The following is a 16,903-nucleotide window of genomic DNA, read 5'->3' as shown; positions in this document are numbered from 1 at the left end:
CAAATTGAGTTTTCCCTAGACTTTTCAATATTATTTCTCTTCAAATCCTTCTGCGACTGCATCTGCAAAGTTTTCTTCTACGATGCTTGCACAGTGGTCACAGATGACTGCATGGTAGCTGCGTTCTGCTGTTGTTGGGTCAATGCGACGGCAACGGTCACATACTTCACCTGCAGCGCGTTCAACTGTAAAGGATACATCTTCGAAGCTAACGGCAGCTTCTGGAGCTGGTCCTTCTGCGATGGTCAATTCAGACACGATTAAAAGTTGAGCTACATTGCTGTTTACTGCTTCAAGTAAAGTTTTCACCACTTCGTTTGGATAAACTGTCAAGTGAGCTTCAAGTGATTTACCAATTACTTTTGCATTACGCGCTTCTTCCAAGGCTTTTTGAGCTTGTCCACGGAAGTCCATGAAGGCAGCCCATGTATCCAAGATTTCTTCTTGATTAGCAAAAGTTTCTGCTTCTGGCAATTCTGACAATTGAACGAAGTCTTCAGCTTCAAACTCAAGATATGACCAGATTTCCTCTGCTGTGTGAGGAAGGATTGGTGTCAAGAGTTTGGTGATTTTCACAAGAATGTCATAGAAAACAGTCTGCATTTGACGACGTTCCAGTGATTTTGAACCTTCGATATAAACAACATCTTTGGCAAAATCAAGGTAGAAGGCTGACAAGTCAACGTTGATAAAGTTCACCAATGCCTTATAGATTGTCAAGAATTCAAAGTTTGCATAAGCATCACGAATGGTCTTGACAAGCTGGTTAAAGCGAATAGTCATGTACTTATCAACTGAGCGAAGCTCATCGTAAGCTACTGAATCTTGAGTTGGGTTAAAGTCAGATGTATTGGCAATCAAGAAACGAAGGGTATTACGAATCTTACGGTAAGTTTCAGAGACTTGGCTCAAGATATCCATAGAAATACGCACGTCATTGCTTGAGTCTACACTTGTTACCCAAAGACGCAAGATTTCAGCACCGAATTGTTTTTCAACATCGCTTGGAGCAATGGTATTTCCAAGAGATTTAGACATCTTCTCACCTTTACCGTCAAGGGCAAAACCTTGTGACAAGATTTGCTTGTAAGGTGCTACGCCATGGTTGGCAACAGATGTAATAAGTGATGAGTTAAACCAACCACGGTATTGGTCAGAACCTTCTAGGTAAAGGTCTGCTGGGTAAGTCAACTCAGGACGGTTTACCACAACTCCATTCCATGATGAACCTGAGTCAAACCAAACGTCCATGATATCAGTTTCTTTTTTGAACTCACCATTTGGTGAACCTGGATGAGTAAATCCTTCTGGCAAGAGGTCTTTGGCATCACGTTCCCACCAAATGCTTGAACCATGTTCTTCAAAGAGTTGAGCTACATGCTCAATCGTTTCAGCAGTCATGATTGCTGTACCATCTTCAGCATAGAAGATAGGAAGTGGAACACCCCAAGCACGTTGACGAGAGATAACCCAGTCGCCACGGTCACGGATCATATTGTAAAGACGGACTTTACCCCATTCTGAGTGGAATTTAACCTTTTCAATTTCATCCAAGATTTCTTGGCGGAATTTAGAAACTGAGGCAAACCATTGTGGTACTGCACGCCAGATGATTGGTTTCTTAGTACGCCAGTCAAATGGGTATGAGTGAGAGATTTCTTCTTGGGCAAGAAGGAGGTTACCAAGTTTCTCGATAACAGTTGGAACTACCTTTTCATAGAATTGACCTTCAAACTCAGCACCAGCATTGGCCATCATAATACCACGTTCGTCAACAGTCACTGCGACTTCAAGACCATTAGCAATACCAACATTATAGTCATCCTCACCAAAACCAGGGGCTGTATGGACAATACCCGTACCAGAATCAGTTGTAACATGGTCACCAAGGATAACCAACTCATCTACAGCTGTATCCCAGGGGTGTTCTGTTACGATGTGGTTGAGTTCTTGACCACGGTAAGTTGCCAATACTTGAACATCAACCCAGCCAAATTTCTCAGACAAGCTAGTCAACAATTCTGCAGCAACCACAAACTTACGAGCTTCACCAGCAGGTTGAACCAAGACGTAATCAATATCCGCTCCAACAGTCAAACCACGAGAAGCTGTGATAGTAAATGGAGTAGTTGTCCAGACAACGATGTAAGTATCTGTATCTAGAACACCTTTGCCATCTTTTACCTTATTGGCATAGTAAAGAGAAATTGAAACCAAATCATGGTATTCAATCTCCGCTTCAGCAAGAGCCGACTCAGATGACCAAGACCAGTAAACTGGCTTGGCACCACGGTAGATATAACCTTTATTAGCCATCTCACCAAATACACGGATTTGAGCTGCTTCATAGTCAGGAGTCAACGTCACATATGGATTTTCCCAGTCACCAGAAACACCCAAACGTTTAAAGTCTTCACGTTGTTTATCTACTTGAGAAAGTGCGTATTCACGGCAAAGTTTCAAGTACTCAACCAAGTCCATTTCTTTGCGTTTAACACCTTGTTTTGCCAAAACTTGCTCGATTGGCAGACCATGAGTATCCCAACCTGGGATAAATGGTGCGTAAAAACCTGACATTGATTTTGAACGAACAATGATATCTTTTGAAATCTTATTCATCGCGTGTCCAACGTGAATATTTCCGTTCGCGTATGGAGGGCCATCATGCAAGGTGAAATGAGGTTTTCCTTGGTTCAATTCTTGACGACGTTGGTAAAGTTTTGCATCTTCCCATTCCTTTTGCCAAACTGGCTCTTTGGTAGGAAGGCCTGCACGCATTGGGAAAGCTGTTTTCCCAAGGTTAAGGGTATCTTTGAGTTTCATGGTATCTCCTTTATAAATAATAACAAATTAAAAACCACGACTGCCAAAAAGGACGAAAATCGTGGTACCACCTTTGTTCGGAAAAAGATCTAGTCTTTCTCCCTCTTTTCCCGTAACGTGGGGAACGTCAAATCTTACTAGCTTCAGACTTGAGTTTTTGAGAGGATAATCTTATCAATAGGGATTACAGGACTCACACCATCTCCTGCTCGCTGGAAATATAAGGATAAGATATTGTTCTCACATATCACTATTCATTATAAGATAAGGACAGATTCTTTATTTGTATCTTCCTCATTCGATGAAGGGCCTTCGACTTCAACTGGCTCTAAATGTTCTTCCACATAATGATGTTGTTGAGCTTCAAATTCAGCTAATTCTCTATTACCAGCCTCAATTCGAGCTTGTAACTCAGCCATTTCTTCAGGTGTAAATTGACGAGTCATATCGATTGGTTCTTCTTCTGGCTGTGAATATACTGACTCACCAAGAACTTCACCAACAACTTCTTTAAATGCTTCATCACTTGTCTGAAGATAAGTTGCTGTTGGGCGCAGAATATCTTCCCAATCTGATGATTCAACAATTGCTAACTGACTCTCAATTGTAGATTTGAGACGTTGGTGGAAGACACGGCTCTTGTTCTTCAATTCTTCAGTCTCAACAGCAACTTTCTTGGCATTATCAGTAGCTTGACGCAAGATCTCATTAGCCTTATATTTTGCTTCTTCAAGCAAACGTTGGGCATCTTGTTCTGCCTGTTGGATAATATTATTAGAACGATCTTGAGCAGCTTGTTTTACACGCTCTGCCGTATCTTGAGCAATCAATACTGATTGACTCAAAGAATCTTTCATCTCATCAAAGTAAGACAAACGCTCTTCCAAACTCTTAATATGTAAATCCTTATCATGATTAGAGCGAACCAAATCTTCATAATCACGAACAACAATTTCAAGAAATTCTTCAACTTCTTCTGGATCAAAACCTCTAAATCTTGTACCAAAGGTTTTATCTTTGATTTCTAACGATGTAATTGGCATATTTTTCCTCACTTACTTAATAACAATTGGACCGTTAATTTCTTTTTATCTTTTTTTGTTTGCCCATTATCTCTAACAAGTTTCAATCGACCAAATTTCCTCACACTAATCAAATCACCAACTTGAACTGCATAATCTGATTTTTCAACTAAATGGTAATTAACTTGGACTGCCTGTTTTTCAATTAACTGACTTGCCTGATTTCTAGACAGCTTTAAGACACCTGCTAGAAAAACATCTAATCTAGAACTAGCAATACAAATATCTAATTCTTGATAATCTTCTACTGTAGCAATTTTCTCAGTAAAATCCCGTTCTTCTAGACGAACCGGTAAACGAGCAATTTTCGTCATGCCGTCTTGAAAAAGGAGCATAAACTGTCGATTAATGATAATCTGTGCCCTCTCTTCGTTGACTAAGATATCACCAAATAGCTTCCTATCAATTCCCAGCTTGTTTAAAACAGTCCCTAATATTTTTGCATGCGTTAAGCGTTCAAACTTATTAGGGTAGACAATTTCTTGCAAGGAAAGTTCAAAATCAGAGAATTCTGGCTCAAAATAATCAGGATACAGTAGAACTCGTACATATTCAGTTTCAAGAAACTGCCGACTGCTCATATAGGAGATGCCGTTGGTTGATGCTAGCACCTTTAAAATCTTTTCTTGATGGGGATTTACAAAGGGTGTTAAAAAAGGAGAATAAGAATCTTCTACCTTTTTTATCCATTCTACTCCCTTATCAATAAAAGACGAATCATTCTTAGAAAAGTGTTGATAAATCATCTTGTTCATAGAAAGATCACTAAAAGTCGAATCAACTGTTCCCCTAGGAAGTGAACTAGTAATACCGCAATCCAGACAGACAAATCAAGACCTGCAATCTGGAGGGGTAAACGTTGCAAGGGAGCTACTATCGGTTTCACTAAACTAATAATCAAGCGTCCAAGACGTGATTCATAAGCATTGGGAAACCAAGACATCAGAGCAAACACGATTAAAATCAGTGAATAGATATCCACTGCATTTTGAACAAAACGAATGAGAAAGATCATTATCTTACTCTCGTACGTTTCATATCAAAGCCAAATTCACCATTTTGTGATTCATCTGGAATTTTGATATCTTCAATATTGACGACAACATCAACTGGTGTCAGCAGGTACATAGTAGATGCTACCTTTTTCATGTTACCAGCTAAAACGTGACGTGCCCCATCCAGATAGTCCAAACAACGACGTGCTTGAACTTCTGTCATATATTGGAAATCAATCAAAATACTTTCGTTACCAGCTAATAAATCAACAATATCTGTGGCATCTTCGTATTTACGTGGATAACGAACATCAATTGTCACCTTATCAGTAGAACGTTGACTTTGCATAGCCAACTCTTGTTGACGGGCATGAAGACGAGTGATGTTTTTATCTTTAGATGGCGTACTAGCAGCTTGTTGAGGCAACTCTTGAACAGAAGGGACTGGAGTCACAATCGGCTCTTCAGCTTTAGACTGGTATGCAGTACCAACATCTTCTCCATCTTCTGTAAAATAATCTATAAATTTATCAAATCTATCTTTTAAAGACATATTTCTTTCCTATTTAAAAAATGCTGTACCAATTCTGACAAATGTTGAGCCAAATTCAATCGCTTCCTTGTAGTCACGACTCATACCCATACTCAAGTCCGTCATTGGCATATTGGGAATTTGTTTTTCTCTAATTTCTAGTTGCAAATCCTGCGTAGCTTTAAAAATTTCTTTCAACTCATCACTACTAGCTTCAAAAGGAGCCATGGTCATCAAGCCGACATATTCAATTTTATCTAAGGTGGTCAATTCTGGCAAGAGCTCTAATAGTTCTTCCCTTGAAAAACCATGTTTGCTCTCTTCCCTTGAGATATTTACTTGTAAGAAACACTTAACAACTCGGTCACTTCTTTTTTGAATTTCCTCTGCTAGCTTTAATGAATCCAAAGCGTGAAAATAATCAACATACTGAATGACGTCTTTGACCTTGCGTCTTTGCAAGGTTCCAATCAAATGCCAGGTAATATTTCTATCTTTTAAAGCTTCATATTTCTCAAGAAATTTATCCACACGATTTTCACCAATATGATGCACACCTAGCGGAAGCAAAGCCTCCGCTGTCGGTACGTCTACATATTTTGTAACAGCAACAACCGAAACAGAATTGGCTTCTCTTCCTGACTGTTGACTTGCATCTTTTATTTGTTGAAAAACACGTTCTGTATTTTCTTTCAAATTCATTTACTTAACGATTTTTGAAAAATGGAGGAGTGTCTAATTCATCCTCATCATGTAAAGATGGCGCTTCGAAACGTTCAACTGGTGATACAACTGAATCAGTCGGACGAACAATTGTCTCACGACGCAAGTCCCAATCACCAAATGCTGAAGTTTGAGAAGTTTCTGTACGGCGAGGTGCTGGACTTGGAATTTCTGCAGTTTCAGCCATATCAAAGTGACGATTATGATTGTGTGCATGGCTAGGACTTGCTTGCTCATGACGAACAGCTTGTCTTGGTGCATGACCAACAACTTTTTCAACACGATCTTGGCGAACACCAGTTGCCACAACTGTAACACGGATTTCATCTTTCATGTTTTCATCGATAGATGTTCCGAGCCAGATATTCACTCCTTGGCCAGCAGCTTGGTTGACGATCTCTGAAGCTTCTTCTGCCTCAATCAAAGTCAAGTCGAGACCACCAGTAACGTTGACGATGACATCCTCAGCACCGTCAATAGTTGTTTCAAGAAGTGGTGAGTAGATTGCCTTACGAGCTGCTTCTACCACACGTTCTTCACCACTACCGATACCGATACCCATTAGGGCGTTTCCTTTATTTGCCATAACTGTTTTCACATCGGCAAAGTCAAGGTTAATCAAACCAGGATTTGTGATCAAGTCAGTAATCCCTTGAACACCTTGGCGAAGTACGTTATCTGCTTCGCTAAGAGCTTCAAGAAGTGGAGTTTTCTTATCAACAATTTCAAGCAAGTTGTTGTTTGAAATAATCAATAGAGTATCTACATGCTCACGAAGTTGATTGATTCCTTCGACAGCATACTGACCACGTTTGCTTCCTTCGAAACCAAAAGGACGTGTCACAACACCAACTGTAAGAGCACCTAAATCTTTAGCAATGCGGGCAATAACAGGAGCTGCACCAGTACCAGAGCCACCTCCCATACCTGCAGTAATGAAGACCATATCTGCTCCAGTAATAGCTTGAGTCAAGGCTTCTTCGCTTTCTTCAGCTGCCTTTTGACCAACTTCAGGTCGACCGCCAGCACCCAAACCACGAGTCAATTTAGGGCCTAACTGAATTACAGTCTCAGCTTTTGTACTACTCAAAGCTTGTACATCTGTGTTTGCTGCGATAAATTCTACGCCTGCAACACCTTCGTCAACCATGCGGTTAATGGCGTTACCACCACCTCCACCAACACCGATTACTTTAATAACTGCACCTTGAGCTGCTGCTGTATCAAATGAAAATGTCATAGTTTATTTTTCCTCTTTTATTCATCAAACATGCTTCCGATTAAGCCACGGAAACGATCTGCGATTTTTGGTTTATTTTGAGAAGATACTTTATCTTCTTTCGGAGCAACTACGTTCGTAGAAGCTGACTGCTCTACCTCAGTATTTTGAACTGGTTGAATAGGGGTCGGTTGTGCTACCTGCGTAACGCGTTGAATCATCCCACCAAAATTAATTGGTTGGTGACGCAAAGTATCTTCACCCTTGACTGCTCGTTGCGCTAATAAATGCACCTCAGTCAATTGACCAGCAAATTCAGACAAGCTAATCACATGAGCGAAGGCAGGATTACGGATTCCAACTTGATTTGGAACGTAAAGTTTAACACCAACGCCAAATACTTCCTGTGCAAGTTCTACAATACCTGGTAAAATAGCATTTCCACCAATCAGAACAATCCCACCTGGAAGATCCAACAAATGTCTTCTTTCCAACTCTTGTTTGATTTGTTCAAAAATGTGTTTAATGCGAGCTGAAATAATCTCTGCTAGGTAGCTTTCTGTAACTTCTACAGGCTCTACTTCACCAATCACTTCAACTTGGAAGGTTTCATTGCTTGCAAGTGAAGGGTAGGCTTCACCATAGTTCAATTTCAATCCTTCAGCTAGTTTTTGTGAAGTCTTCAAGACTTTAGAGATATCTTTTGTGACATAATCTCCACCTTCTTGAAGAATATTTGTAAACTGGAGTTCTTGATTACGGATTGTAGCAACAGTTGTTTGACCTGCTCCCATATCAATCACAGTAGCTCCAAATTCACGCTCTCCTTCGTTCAAGACTGAACGAACCAAAGCCAATGGTGAAATAATAATATTTTCAACCTGAACACCTGAGCGCTCAACTGTCTTGCGTAAATTGTGAAGAATAGTACGTGGACCTGTGTAAAGTAAACCACGCATTTCAAGACGAACCCCCATCATACCACGTGGGTCACGAATACCTTGGAAACCATCTACGATAAATTCTTCTGGAATAAACGTAATGACTTCACGATCTGGTGTCATACTCTTTGTCAAGGCTGATTTAACAACATTTTCAACATCTTGATCTGTAATTTCTTTTGTATCAGATGTAACTGGAATCATTCCTTGAGTTGGTTCTACTTGCAAAAGATTTCCAGGCAAACCAACATTCACTGATTTGATTGAAATGCCAGCTTTCTCTTCTGCTTGGGAAATAGCTGACTTGATAGCAGTTGCTGCTGCTTCAATATCAACGATAATCCCATCCTTTACACCTTTACTCTTGGCATTACTTACACCAATTACATTTAGTTCACCATTTCTAAGCTCGGCAACCAACACCTTAATCGAATTGGTTCCGATATCTAAGCCTGTAAAAAAACCATCTCTAGCCATTACATCGCATCCTCTCTCTTCCAAGTTTCAAACTTCTATTCAATATAGCTAAAACAGGGCATAGCTATTCACAGAATATTATAACACAAAAAATCCAATCGTGCTTAGTTTTTCCTAAATTTACTTACCATTTTTTCACATTCGCTCATCAAATTTTTTTATTTTCCAAACAAGTTATAAAAAATCAGATTTATGAAAAAAAGAAAGCTCATTTCTAAGCTTTCTTTGTAATCATTTTTTCTGCTTCTTGTTCTAAAAATAGTTCCAAAATTTTCTTTGTCAACGTAATCGCCGCTGACAAGGCTAGAGAAACGATTAAATAATTAGCTACTAAGCCATGGTCTCCAACCAATGGCGGTTTTGTCAAGAATCCGTAATCTCCACCTGTTACCAAATTGACCACAAAAATCAAGGCATTTAGAGCAAAGGTCATGAGAAAAATTCCCTTCACATCCAACAATCGTGCATCGTACTGTCTCAAGAGATAAACCAAAGAGTTCCCCAAGAGAGCTAAGTGCCCAAAGATAAAGGATAAAATCGCAATATGTGGGAAAGGATAGGCATCTGGCACTGGATAAACAAAGGCTGCTAATGTCCCAAATGTTCCTAGTAGTGCAAAATACTGCCTATATTTAGACTGACCAGGAAGCAAGAGCACCACAAACATAGCCATACGGCAATGGTAAAAAGGTAAACTTTCTGACAGCGGCATATGATTGACCCAATACCAACCATAAAGTAGAATCAACTGAACTGCCTGTAAGATTTGGAAAAATCGTTGGTAAACCTTCTTTTCACGATAGCGATAGGCTGTAAAAAAGGTTAAGGCTAAGAGCGTAAATAGGCTAACATACCAAAAAAGGTCAAACTTGGGTGGTTCTGTTGCTTGGGTAGTAAAGAAAATATCCCATAAATTCATCTAGTCTTCCTCATGATTCAAAATTTTCCTGCATATTATTATACCATGCTATTTGTCAAAAATGGATTTAGAAATACGATAATCATCTTCTTAGTCAAGATATTGCTCCCTCTGACCTTGATAAACCTGCCAAAGAATCTCTATTTGCTCCTTGGTAATGCGTTTTTCAGATAAGTTCGGTAGTTGGTCAATTGCAAAAAATTGAAGGTCAGCAATTTCTTGATTTTCTTGGAATTGTCCATCAAGAAGCTTACATTCAAAAACAAACTTTGCATATTGATTGCTCTGTAGTTGGAAACGATTTGTATCAAAAACAGCTAGTAGTCTTTCTACTTTAGCTTCAAAACCGGTTTCTTCTTCAATTTCCTTGAGAATATTTTCTGTTGGAGAATAACCAACCTCACCAAAGCCACCTGGCAAAGCCCAATCATTCTCTCCTTGTCCCCTAACCAGACAAATCTTTTCGTCCTCAACAATCCAAGCACGGACGTCCATTAACGGAGTTGCATAAGCGGAAGTTGGCTTCAAAACTTCTGCCACTTCTTCGGCATCAAGGTCTGATGCTTGATTCAACATTTCAGATAACAGACTTCGCAAGTCTTCATAGCGCTCACGGTCAAAAGGATCTTTTGTAAAGGTTAAGCCAGTATCTGTAAGGGCAAGCATTCTTTGCAGATACTTAACAAAATCACTTGGCTTCATTTTCTAAACTTTCTACCAACTTGGCTAGATTCATAGAGTTAGAGCCTTTGAGTAGGATTTGGTCATTGACTCCAAGGCTTTCTTTAACCTGCTTGACTAGGTCTTCAAATTGGTCTTGGTCTTCTGTTTTCTTGAAGTAGTAAACGTGGCCAATTGGGAACATTTGACTGGCCAATTGGGCTAATTCAGCAATATCTTCTCCGTAGAAAATAACGGTATCCAGCACATCTGGAGAAAAGCTCAAAATCATCTGATTATGAAGTTGAACAGACTGTTCACCAAGTTCCTTCATATCCGCTAACACTGCAATTTTCTTGCCACCTTCATTGGCTGGAATGGCAGAGAAAGTCTCTAAAATCAGCTTCATAGCAGTTGGGTTGGCATTGTAAACATCTGAAAGGATATCTGCTCCATTAGCTGCTTTCTTCCACTCGGTACGGTTACGCGTCAATTCAAGATTTTGGAAGGCCTGACGAATTTGCTCCTCTGAAACTCCTTCTTGTAGGGCAACATAGGATGCAATCATAGCATTGGTGGCATTGTACTTGCCAGTTACTGGCAAATCAAGAGCTCGCTCCAAAAAATTGGCCTTAAAGGTCAAGCTATCCTTACGTTCTACCAGGTCGGTAATTTCCAACTCTGCCCCTTGCCCAAAACGAACTACCTTTTTATCAGTTGGCAAGTAGTCCTCTACAATCGAGTCAGCTGGGGCTAAAAGCAAGGAACCAGATGCCATCCCGTCTGCAATTTGCATTTTTCCTTTAGCAATTTCAGAACGGTCTTTGAAAAAAGCCAAATGGGCTTCTCCAACCAAGGTCACGATGGCTGTTTTTGGACGAGCCAATTCAGACAAGAGATGAATATCGCCCAAGTGATCCTGCCCCATCTCCAAGACCAACTTTTCTGTTCCTTCAGGCATATGGAGAACTGTGTAAGGAAGACCAATCTCATTATTGTAGTTGCCTTGTGTTTTGTAAGTTTTGTAGGTTGTTGATAGCAAGTGAGCTAACATATCCTTGGTCGTTGTCTTGCCATTTGAACCCGTAACCGCAAAGACATCAACAGTCGTTTTTTCAAGATAGTAGGTTGCTAGTTGCTGAAAGGCAGTCAGAACATCATCTACTAGAATATAGGGATGATTCTCGATTTCTTTCTCAGACAGGGTTGCAGCAGCGCCATTTTCAAAAGCTGTTTCGATAAAGTCATGACCGTCACGCGCACCTTTGAGGGGCACAAACAAGTCCCCTGTCGCAATCAAACGACTGTCAAACTCAGCCTTCTCTAACTGGGTGTTCTCAAAGATGCTGATGTCATTTTTAGCTCCTACAACTTGAGCCACTTCATGGATTGTTAATTTCATTTCTACTCCTTTAAAAAGGGTCGAAGCTCGAGAACTCTAGTCACCTTGCAGTGATGGTTCTGGCTTCTACCCTCTCTTTCATTTTTATAGCAAATGCGCTTCGCGCTTGTCAAAACTTTCCTTAGCAAGGTCAACCAAACGCTCGATTAGTTCTGGGTAACTGATTCCCATATTGTCCCAAAGTAGTGGATACATAGACCACTGGGTGAAACCTGGCATGGTATTAAGCTCGTTTAGGAAAACCTCTCCCTTATCTGTATAGAAGAAATCGCAACGAGAGAGACCGAGGCCACCAATGGCACGGAAAGCCGTTTCTGCATTCTGACGCATGACAGCTACCACATCATCACTGATTTTGGCTGGAATATCCATAGTAATCTTGTTATCAATATACTTGGCGTCATAGTCGTAGAAGTCAACATCCTTGACAACTTCTCCTGGCAACGTGCTCTTGACATCGTAGTTCCCCAAGAGACCAACCTCGATTTCACGGGCATTCACTCCTTGCTCAACCAAGACACGGCTGTCATATTGGAAGGCAAGTTTCAAGGCTTGGCGGAGTTCTTCTTGAGTTTCAGATTTAGAAATACCGACACTAGAACCCATGTTTGATGGTTTTGTGAAAACTGGGTAAGTCAATTTTTCTTCAACTTCGGCAATTTTAGCAGTCACATCATCACCTTCGACAATGGCCACATAAGGAACTTGGGCAATTCCGACAGATTCTAGAACACGCTTGGTCGTGATTTTGTCCATAGCAAGACTTGATGACAAGATGTTGCAACCAACGTAAGGCATTTTCAAAACTTCAAGGAATCCTTGAACAGAGCCATCTTCTCCCATTGGGCCATGAAGGACTGGAAAGACCACTGCTCCTTCTTCATAGATAGCACTTGGTGCAACTTTCTTATCCCAATCAATGTTTTCATTGGTCATGAGACGGTCCTCTTGACCTGGAGTCTGGCTAAATTCTTGGGTTTTGATAAAGTCACCTGACTGACTAATGAAGAAAGTCTTGACTGTGAAACGATCGTAGTTAACCGCACGCATGACACTCTCAGCTGAAAGGACAGAGACTTCACGCTCTGCACTACGTCCACCGTATAAAAGAATAATCATTTGTTTCATATTACTTGTCCTAATTCTAATAGAATACTCGCTCTTTAGTATATCATATTTGCTTCTTTTTTGAAACTTGAACCTGATACTAGTCTTCAAGAAATCTAAAAAGAGACCGATAAAATAAATATCGGCCTCCTTGATTTTTGTATAAATGAATTGAGTTTGTTAATTTGTCTCCACTTACAACTCTGTCCGATTTTCAATGGCTCGTAAGAGTGTGACTTCATCTGCATACTCGATATCCGCTCCCACAGCGAGACCTCGTGCTAGACGCGTAACCTTGATACCAGCCGGCTTGAGCAAACGAGAAAGATACATGGATGTCGCTTCACCATCTGCTGTAGCATTTGTTGCTACGATTACCTCTGAAACTTCACTATCCATCAGACGAGTCATGAGGCTCTTGAGATTGATATCGTCCGGACTGATACCATTCATGGGAGAAATGAGTCCATGCAAGACATGATAGAGTCCATGGTATTCTTGGATGTTCTCCATGGCTGCCACATCACGACTATCCTCTAGCACCAAAATCGTTGTCTGGTCACGACTTGGATCGGTACAGATAGAGCAAGGATCGTCATCAGTCAAACGACCACAAATAGAACAATAGGTCAGCTCTCTCTTAGCAGAAAGGAGATTTTTAGCAAATTCATTGACATCGTCATCAGACATTCCAATAGTATAAAAGGCCAGACGGGTAGCCGTCTTAATCCCGATACCCGGTAACTTGGAATAACTGTCAATTAGCTTGGCAATAGGTGTTGGATAAAGCATAAGTTCCTTTCTAATTCATTGGATGATTTTGGTGATAAAGATTGATAATATCGCGCGCAATGGAAGGTCCGACACCATTTGTAAGATTGGTGTTATGCGGGAAGACAACTGCGACCGCGATTTGAGGATTTTCGGTTGGTGCATAAGCGACTGCGTTAGTATTATTAGCTTTTTGCCCCCCATTAACATAACTTTCGGCAGTACCTGTTTTTCCACTAATGGATACAGCTGCACCATTTGAAAAGGCACGACCAGTTGTCAAAGCACTACCACCATGTGAAACTTGATAAAATCCTTGTTGCAGAATAGACATATCTGACTCTGAGATATTAATCTTATTCATTTCTTTGCTAGTCGTCTCTTGAAGCAGATTGCCTAAGCCACCTTGTTCATTATTTCCATAAATTCCCTCAACAATGTGAGGTGCAATCCGAACACCATTGTTGGCAATGGTTCCAACATACTGGGCCAATTGCATAGGAGTATAGTTATCAAACTGGCCAAAAGCATTATTAATATAATTAGCCAAATCAAATTCTTTTGGTGTAAATCCTGTCGATTCATCTGGAAGATCGATTCCAGTCGAAGTTCCAAGTCCATATTCTCCAAAGGTCGAACGTAATTTACCCATAGCAGCCTCTAATTGCCCTGTTGCAACCGTCATATTTGGTTGATAGGTCTGGCCCATGATTCCAAGAGCGGTTTGAACCATGTAAGTATTAGATGAATACTCCAAGGCTTCCACAGCTGTAATAGGAAAAGATCCATATGCCAATGTATACCAAGAATTAATTGGAGCTGAACCTTGGAAAACAATAGGCTGATCTGTTAAGGTTTGGTTTCCTGATAAAACACCATTTTCCCAACCTGAGCTGATGGTAGCGGCCTTAACTACTGACCCTGGCACAAACACGTCGGTGACTGTCCCTAAGGAATCTGAACTCAATTTACCTGACTCAGTATCATGCTTGATCCCAGACATGGCAAGGACGGCTCCTGTTTTAGGATTAAGTGCTACTGCATACACTCCTTCAGAATATCTAGCTCCTCCGTTACCTAGCTCCGAATTAAAATAACTCTTAAGCAGATCATCCACTCCATTTTGGAAAGCTAGGTCAATCGTTAGTTTGATGTTGTTCCCTTTGCTTCCTTCCTCTACATTTTCAACACTTTCCATGTTGCCATGTTTATCAAGATATACTTCTTTAACAGAACGTTTTCCCTGTAGTACTTCTTCGTACTGCTTTTCAAGATACGAAGTCCCCACTCGGTCATTCAGAGAGTAGCCTTTTTTCAAATAAGCATCCACTTCCTCTGCTGGAAGACCTGATTTTTCACTTGATACACTACCTACAATTGAAGACAAAGAAGTGTCTAGGACTTTTCTATCCCATGAAGTAGAAATGCTAATTCCTGGTAAATCCTTGGAGGCTGAGGCGACAAGAGCAACTTGTGTGTCATCTAAAGAATCCGTTGCGATTGTTCCTGTAGCAAAATTTTCAACAGTATTTAGCTGACTAAATAAATAAATTTCTTTTTTCTGATCATCCGTATAGTTGAGCTGACTCACATCAACACTTTCCACTGCATTGTTGTAAAGAGTTGCTTCCGAAAGAAGATTTCCATCCGAATCCAAACGCTTATCACGTGGCAAAGCATCGACTATTTTTTTATAAATTTCTTGGTCAGCCAAGTAATAATCAGCAATCTGACGGTCTGTGAGATTAGGAGAGCTGACATTCACATAAGTAAGAAGTTTTTTTGCAGTCTCTTTGAGTTCAGCTGCCGTCATCTTGTTAGTCCTTGTAAAAGACACAACTTGCTTGATGGTATTTTCAACAAGAGGTTTCCCCGTTGCATCGTAGATTTGTCCTCGAGCCGAACTAGTTGTCACTCTCGTTTGACTTGCTGATGCTAATTTCGTTTCGTAAAAGTCTTTATTTAATACCTGCATATAAAGAAGACGACCAATAATCGTCATGAAAAGCAAGATAACTATTCCAAATAGTAGATTAAGTCGAATCGGAATCGAATGACTGTTAAATTTTCTCATACAACCATGTCTCATTTCTAGAAAAATTTCCATCTTCCATCCCATTTTCACTAAAAAATATAAAACTTGAAAGAAGATTATTACTCTTCATTGTATCATATTTTAAGGAGAAACTCTTAGAAAAATCGATACCTTTTTTTGACTTTTAATTGAAAATGGCTTTTTATGTTTTTATCTATTCTTCTATGATATAATGATAATAATAGTTAGGGAATTGTCAACTTTTAAGCAATTGACTCATGAAAAGGAGCCCCATGAATAAGCCAGACATTGCATCCATTATCGATTTTCATTTTGAAGAATTAACAGATTTAGAGCAAGAAATCGCTCGTTATTTTTTGCAAGCTGAAACCATTCAAGATGACCTTTCCTCCCAACAGGTCACTCAAAAATTACATATCTCTCAAGCTGCTCTGACCCGCTTTTCTAAAAAGTGTGGTTTTACAGGCTATAGAGAATTTATTTTCCAATACCAGCACCAAGCAAAGAAACAGGAGACTCATTCTCACAATCATAGTCCTTTAACCAACCGAGTTCTTCGAAGCTATAGTCACATGCGGGAACAAACACAGGACTTGATTGACGAAGAACAACTAGAACGAATCGCCCAGTTAATCGAAGATGCTGATCGTGTCTACTTCTTTGGAACAGGTAGTTCTGGACTTGTCGCTCGTGAAATGAAATTGCGCTTCATGCGTCTGGGTGTGGTCTGCGAGGCTTTAACCGACCAAGACGGTTTTGCCTGGACAACCAGCATTATGGATGAAAATTGTCTAGTACTTGGTTTCTCACTTTCTGGCTCAACTCCTTCTATTCTAGATAGTCTATTAGACGCGAAAGAGATGGGGGCAAATACTGTACTCTTTACAAGTGTTCCCAATAAAGATAGTCAGGCCTATACGGAGACTGTTCTTGTAGCCAGTCACAGCCAGCCTTCCTACATCCAACGAATATCCGCTCAACTTCCTATGCTCTTCTTTATCGATTTGATTTATGCCTACTTTTTGGAAATCAATCGTGAAAGCAAGGAGAAAATCTTTAATAGCTATTGGGAAAATAAAAAACTCAATGGCTATCGTAGACAAAAACGTGTAAGAAAATCCTAGTTTGGTCTAGCCAAACTAGGATTGTTTTGTCTTAATACTCTTCGAAAATCAAATTCAAACCACGTCAGCTTC

At 40.1% G+C, this 16,903-nt stretch carries 15 protein-coding genes and 1 other annotated feature; of the genes, 1 reads left to right on the top strand and 14 read right to left on the bottom strand.

The genetic code is table 11. The features are described 5' to 3' along the window. Positions 1-30 precede the first annotated feature (30 nt). The 14 genes from ileS to pbp2b form a co-directional block, all read right to left on the bottom strand. The gene (ileS, locus tag M594_RS02820; RefSeq protein ID WP_173875898.1) at positions 31-2,823 is read right to left on the bottom strand and encodes an isoleucine--tRNA ligase; all 2,793 of its coding nucleotides are present in this window, start codon (positions 2,821-2,823) and stop codon (positions 31-33) included. Positions 2,824-2,868: 45 nt separating this feature from the next. Next, positions 2,869-3,080: a binding site (T-box leader), on the bottom strand. Next, positions 3,081-3,866, bottom strand: a complete 786-nt coding sequence (locus M594_RS02815; protein ID WP_173875897.1) for a DivIVA domain-containing protein — start codon at positions 3,864-3,866, stop codon at positions 3,081-3,083. Between the two features lie 8 nt (positions 3,867-3,874). Then, positions 3,875-4,660, bottom strand: a complete 786-nt coding sequence (locus M594_RS02810; protein WP_173875896.1) for an RNA-binding protein — start codon at positions 4,658-4,660, stop codon at positions 3,875-3,877. Then, positions 4,657-4,920, bottom strand: a complete 264-nt coding sequence (locus M594_RS02805; protein ID WP_000576496.1) for a YggT family protein — start codon at positions 4,918-4,920, stop codon at positions 4,657-4,659. The genes M594_RS02810 and M594_RS02805 overlap by 4 nt, the downstream gene beginning before the upstream one ends. Next, complete coding sequence (locus M594_RS02800) at positions 4,920-5,453, bottom strand: cell division protein SepF (RefSeq protein ID WP_049491094.1); 534 nt, start codon at positions 5,451-5,453, stop codon at positions 4,920-4,922. The genes M594_RS02805 and M594_RS02800 overlap by 1 nt, the downstream gene beginning before the upstream one ends. A gap of 9 nt (positions 5,454-5,462) precedes the next feature. After that, a complete protein-coding gene (locus tag M594_RS02795; protein ID WP_173875895.1) occupies positions 5,463-6,134 on the bottom strand; it encodes a YggS family pyridoxal phosphate-dependent enzyme in 672 nt (223 codons plus the stop codon). Positions 6,135-6,138: 4 nt separating this feature from the next. Then, complete coding sequence (gene ftsZ, locus M594_RS02790; protein ID WP_000144256.1) at positions 6,139-7,395, bottom strand: cell division protein FtsZ; 1,257 nt, start codon at positions 7,393-7,395, stop codon at positions 6,139-6,141. 17 nt (positions 7,396-7,412) lie between these two features. Next, positions 7,413-8,792: a cell division protein FtsA gene (ftsA, locus tag M594_RS02785; RefSeq protein ID WP_033688313.1), complete on the bottom strand. Its 1,380-nt coding sequence runs from the start codon at positions 8,790-8,792 to the stop codon at positions 7,413-7,415. A gap of 214 nt (positions 8,793-9,006) precedes the next feature. Continuing rightward, the gene (locus tag M594_RS02780) at positions 9,007-9,711 is read right to left on the bottom strand and encodes a TIGR02206 family membrane protein (RefSeq protein ID WP_173875894.1); all 705 of its coding nucleotides are present in this window, start codon (positions 9,709-9,711) and stop codon (positions 9,007-9,009) included. A gap of 90 nt (positions 9,712-9,801) precedes the next feature. Continuing rightward, a complete protein-coding gene (locus M594_RS02775) occupies positions 9,802-10,413 on the bottom strand; it encodes an NUDIX hydrolase N-terminal domain-containing protein (RefSeq protein ID WP_173875893.1) in 612 nt (203 codons plus the stop codon). Then, on the bottom strand, positions 10,400-11,773 hold the full coding sequence (locus tag M594_RS02770; RefSeq protein WP_173875892.1) for a UDP-N-acetylmuramoyl-tripeptide--D-alanyl-D-alanine ligase: 1,374 nt from the start codon (positions 11,771-11,773) through the stop codon (positions 10,400-10,402). The genes M594_RS02775 and M594_RS02770 overlap by 14 nt, the downstream gene beginning before the upstream one ends. An 84-nt stretch (positions 11,774-11,857) precedes the next feature. Continuing rightward, complete coding sequence (locus M594_RS02765) at positions 11,858-12,901, bottom strand: D-alanine--D-alanine ligase (RefSeq protein WP_173875891.1); 1,044 nt, start codon at positions 12,899-12,901, stop codon at positions 11,858-11,860. 174 nt (positions 12,902-13,075) lie between these two features. Further along, positions 13,076-13,672 (bottom strand): recombination mediator RecR, encoded by a 597-nt coding sequence (gene recR, locus M594_RS02760; RefSeq protein ID WP_000966748.1) that lies wholly within the window; start codon positions 13,670-13,672, stop codon positions 13,076-13,078. 10 nt (positions 13,673-13,682) lie between these two features. Beyond that, positions 13,683-15,725 carry a penicillin-binding protein PBP2B gene (gene pbp2b / locus M594_RS02755; RefSeq protein WP_302478539.1) on the bottom strand — a complete coding sequence of 681 codons (2,043 nt, stop codon included), beginning with the start codon at positions 15,723-15,725 and terminating at the stop codon, positions 13,683-13,685. A gap of 254 nt (positions 15,726-15,979) precedes the next feature. On the opposite strand from pbp2b, the gene M594_RS02750 reads away from it, so the two are divergent. Then, positions 15,980-16,831 (top strand): MurR/RpiR family transcriptional regulator, encoded by an 852-nt coding sequence (locus M594_RS02750; RefSeq protein ID WP_173875890.1) that lies wholly within the window; start codon positions 15,980-15,982, stop codon positions 16,829-16,831. Positions 16,832-16,903 lie beyond the last annotated feature (72 nt).

Source organism: Streptococcus mitis, from assembly GCF_013305725.1.
Classification (GTDB): domain Bacteria; phylum Bacillota; class Bacilli; order Lactobacillales; family Streptococcaceae; genus Streptococcus; species Streptococcus mitis_BO.
Note: the sequence above shows the minus strand (reverse complement) of the source record. Positions and strands in the feature narration are given on the sequence as shown.

Coding starts and splice junctions, on each gene's coding strand:
- ileS (WP_173875898.1), bottom strand. CDS start 2,823: ATGAAACTCAAAGATACCCTTAACCTTGGGAAAACAGCTTTCCCAATG.
- M594_RS02815 (WP_173875897.1), bottom strand. CDS start 3,866: ATGCCAATTACATCGTTAGAAATCAAAGATAAAACCTTTGGTACAAGA.
- M594_RS02810 (WP_173875896.1), bottom strand. CDS start 4,660: ATGAACAAGATGATTTATCAACACTTTTCTAAGAATGATTCGTCTTTT.
- M594_RS02805 (WP_000576496.1), bottom strand. CDS start 4,920: ATGATCTTTCTCATTCGTTTTGTTCAAAATGCAGTGGATATCTATTCA.
- M594_RS02800 (WP_049491094.1), bottom strand. CDS start 5,453: ATGTCTTTAAAAGATAGATTTGATAAATTTATAGATTATTTTACAGAA.
- M594_RS02795 (WP_173875895.1), bottom strand. CDS start 6,134: ATGAATTTGAAAGAAAATACAGAACGTGTTTTTCAACAAATAAAAGAT.
- ftsZ (WP_000144256.1), bottom strand. CDS start 7,395: ATGACATTTTCATTTGATACAGCAGCAGCTCAAGGTGCAGTTATTAAA.
- ftsA (WP_033688313.1), bottom strand. CDS start 8,792: ATGGCTAGAGATGGTTTTTTTACAGGCTTAGATATCGGAACCAATTCG.
- M594_RS02780 (WP_173875894.1), bottom strand. CDS start 9,711: ATGAATTTATGGGATATTTTCTTTACTACCCAAGCAACAGAACCACCC.
- M594_RS02775 (WP_173875893.1), bottom strand. CDS start 10,413: ATGAAGCCAAGTGATTTTGTTAAGTATCTGCAAAGAATGCTTGCCCTT.
- M594_RS02770 (WP_173875892.1), bottom strand. CDS start 11,773: ATGAAATTAACAATCCATGAAGTGGCTCAAGTTGTAGGAGCTAAAAAT.
- M594_RS02765 (WP_173875891.1), bottom strand. CDS start 12,901: ATGAAACAAATGATTATTCTTTTATACGGTGGACGTAGTGCAGAGCGT.
- recR (WP_000966748.1), bottom strand. CDS start 13,672: ATGCTTTATCCAACACCTATTGCCAAGCTAATTGACAGTTATTCCAAG.
- pbp2b (WP_302478539.1), bottom strand. CDS start 15,725: ATGAGAAAATTTAACAGTCATTCGATTCCGATTCGACTTAATCTACTA.
- M594_RS02750 (WP_173875890.1), top strand. CDS start 15,980: ATGAATAAGCCAGACATTGCATCCATTATCGATTTTCATTTTGAAGAA.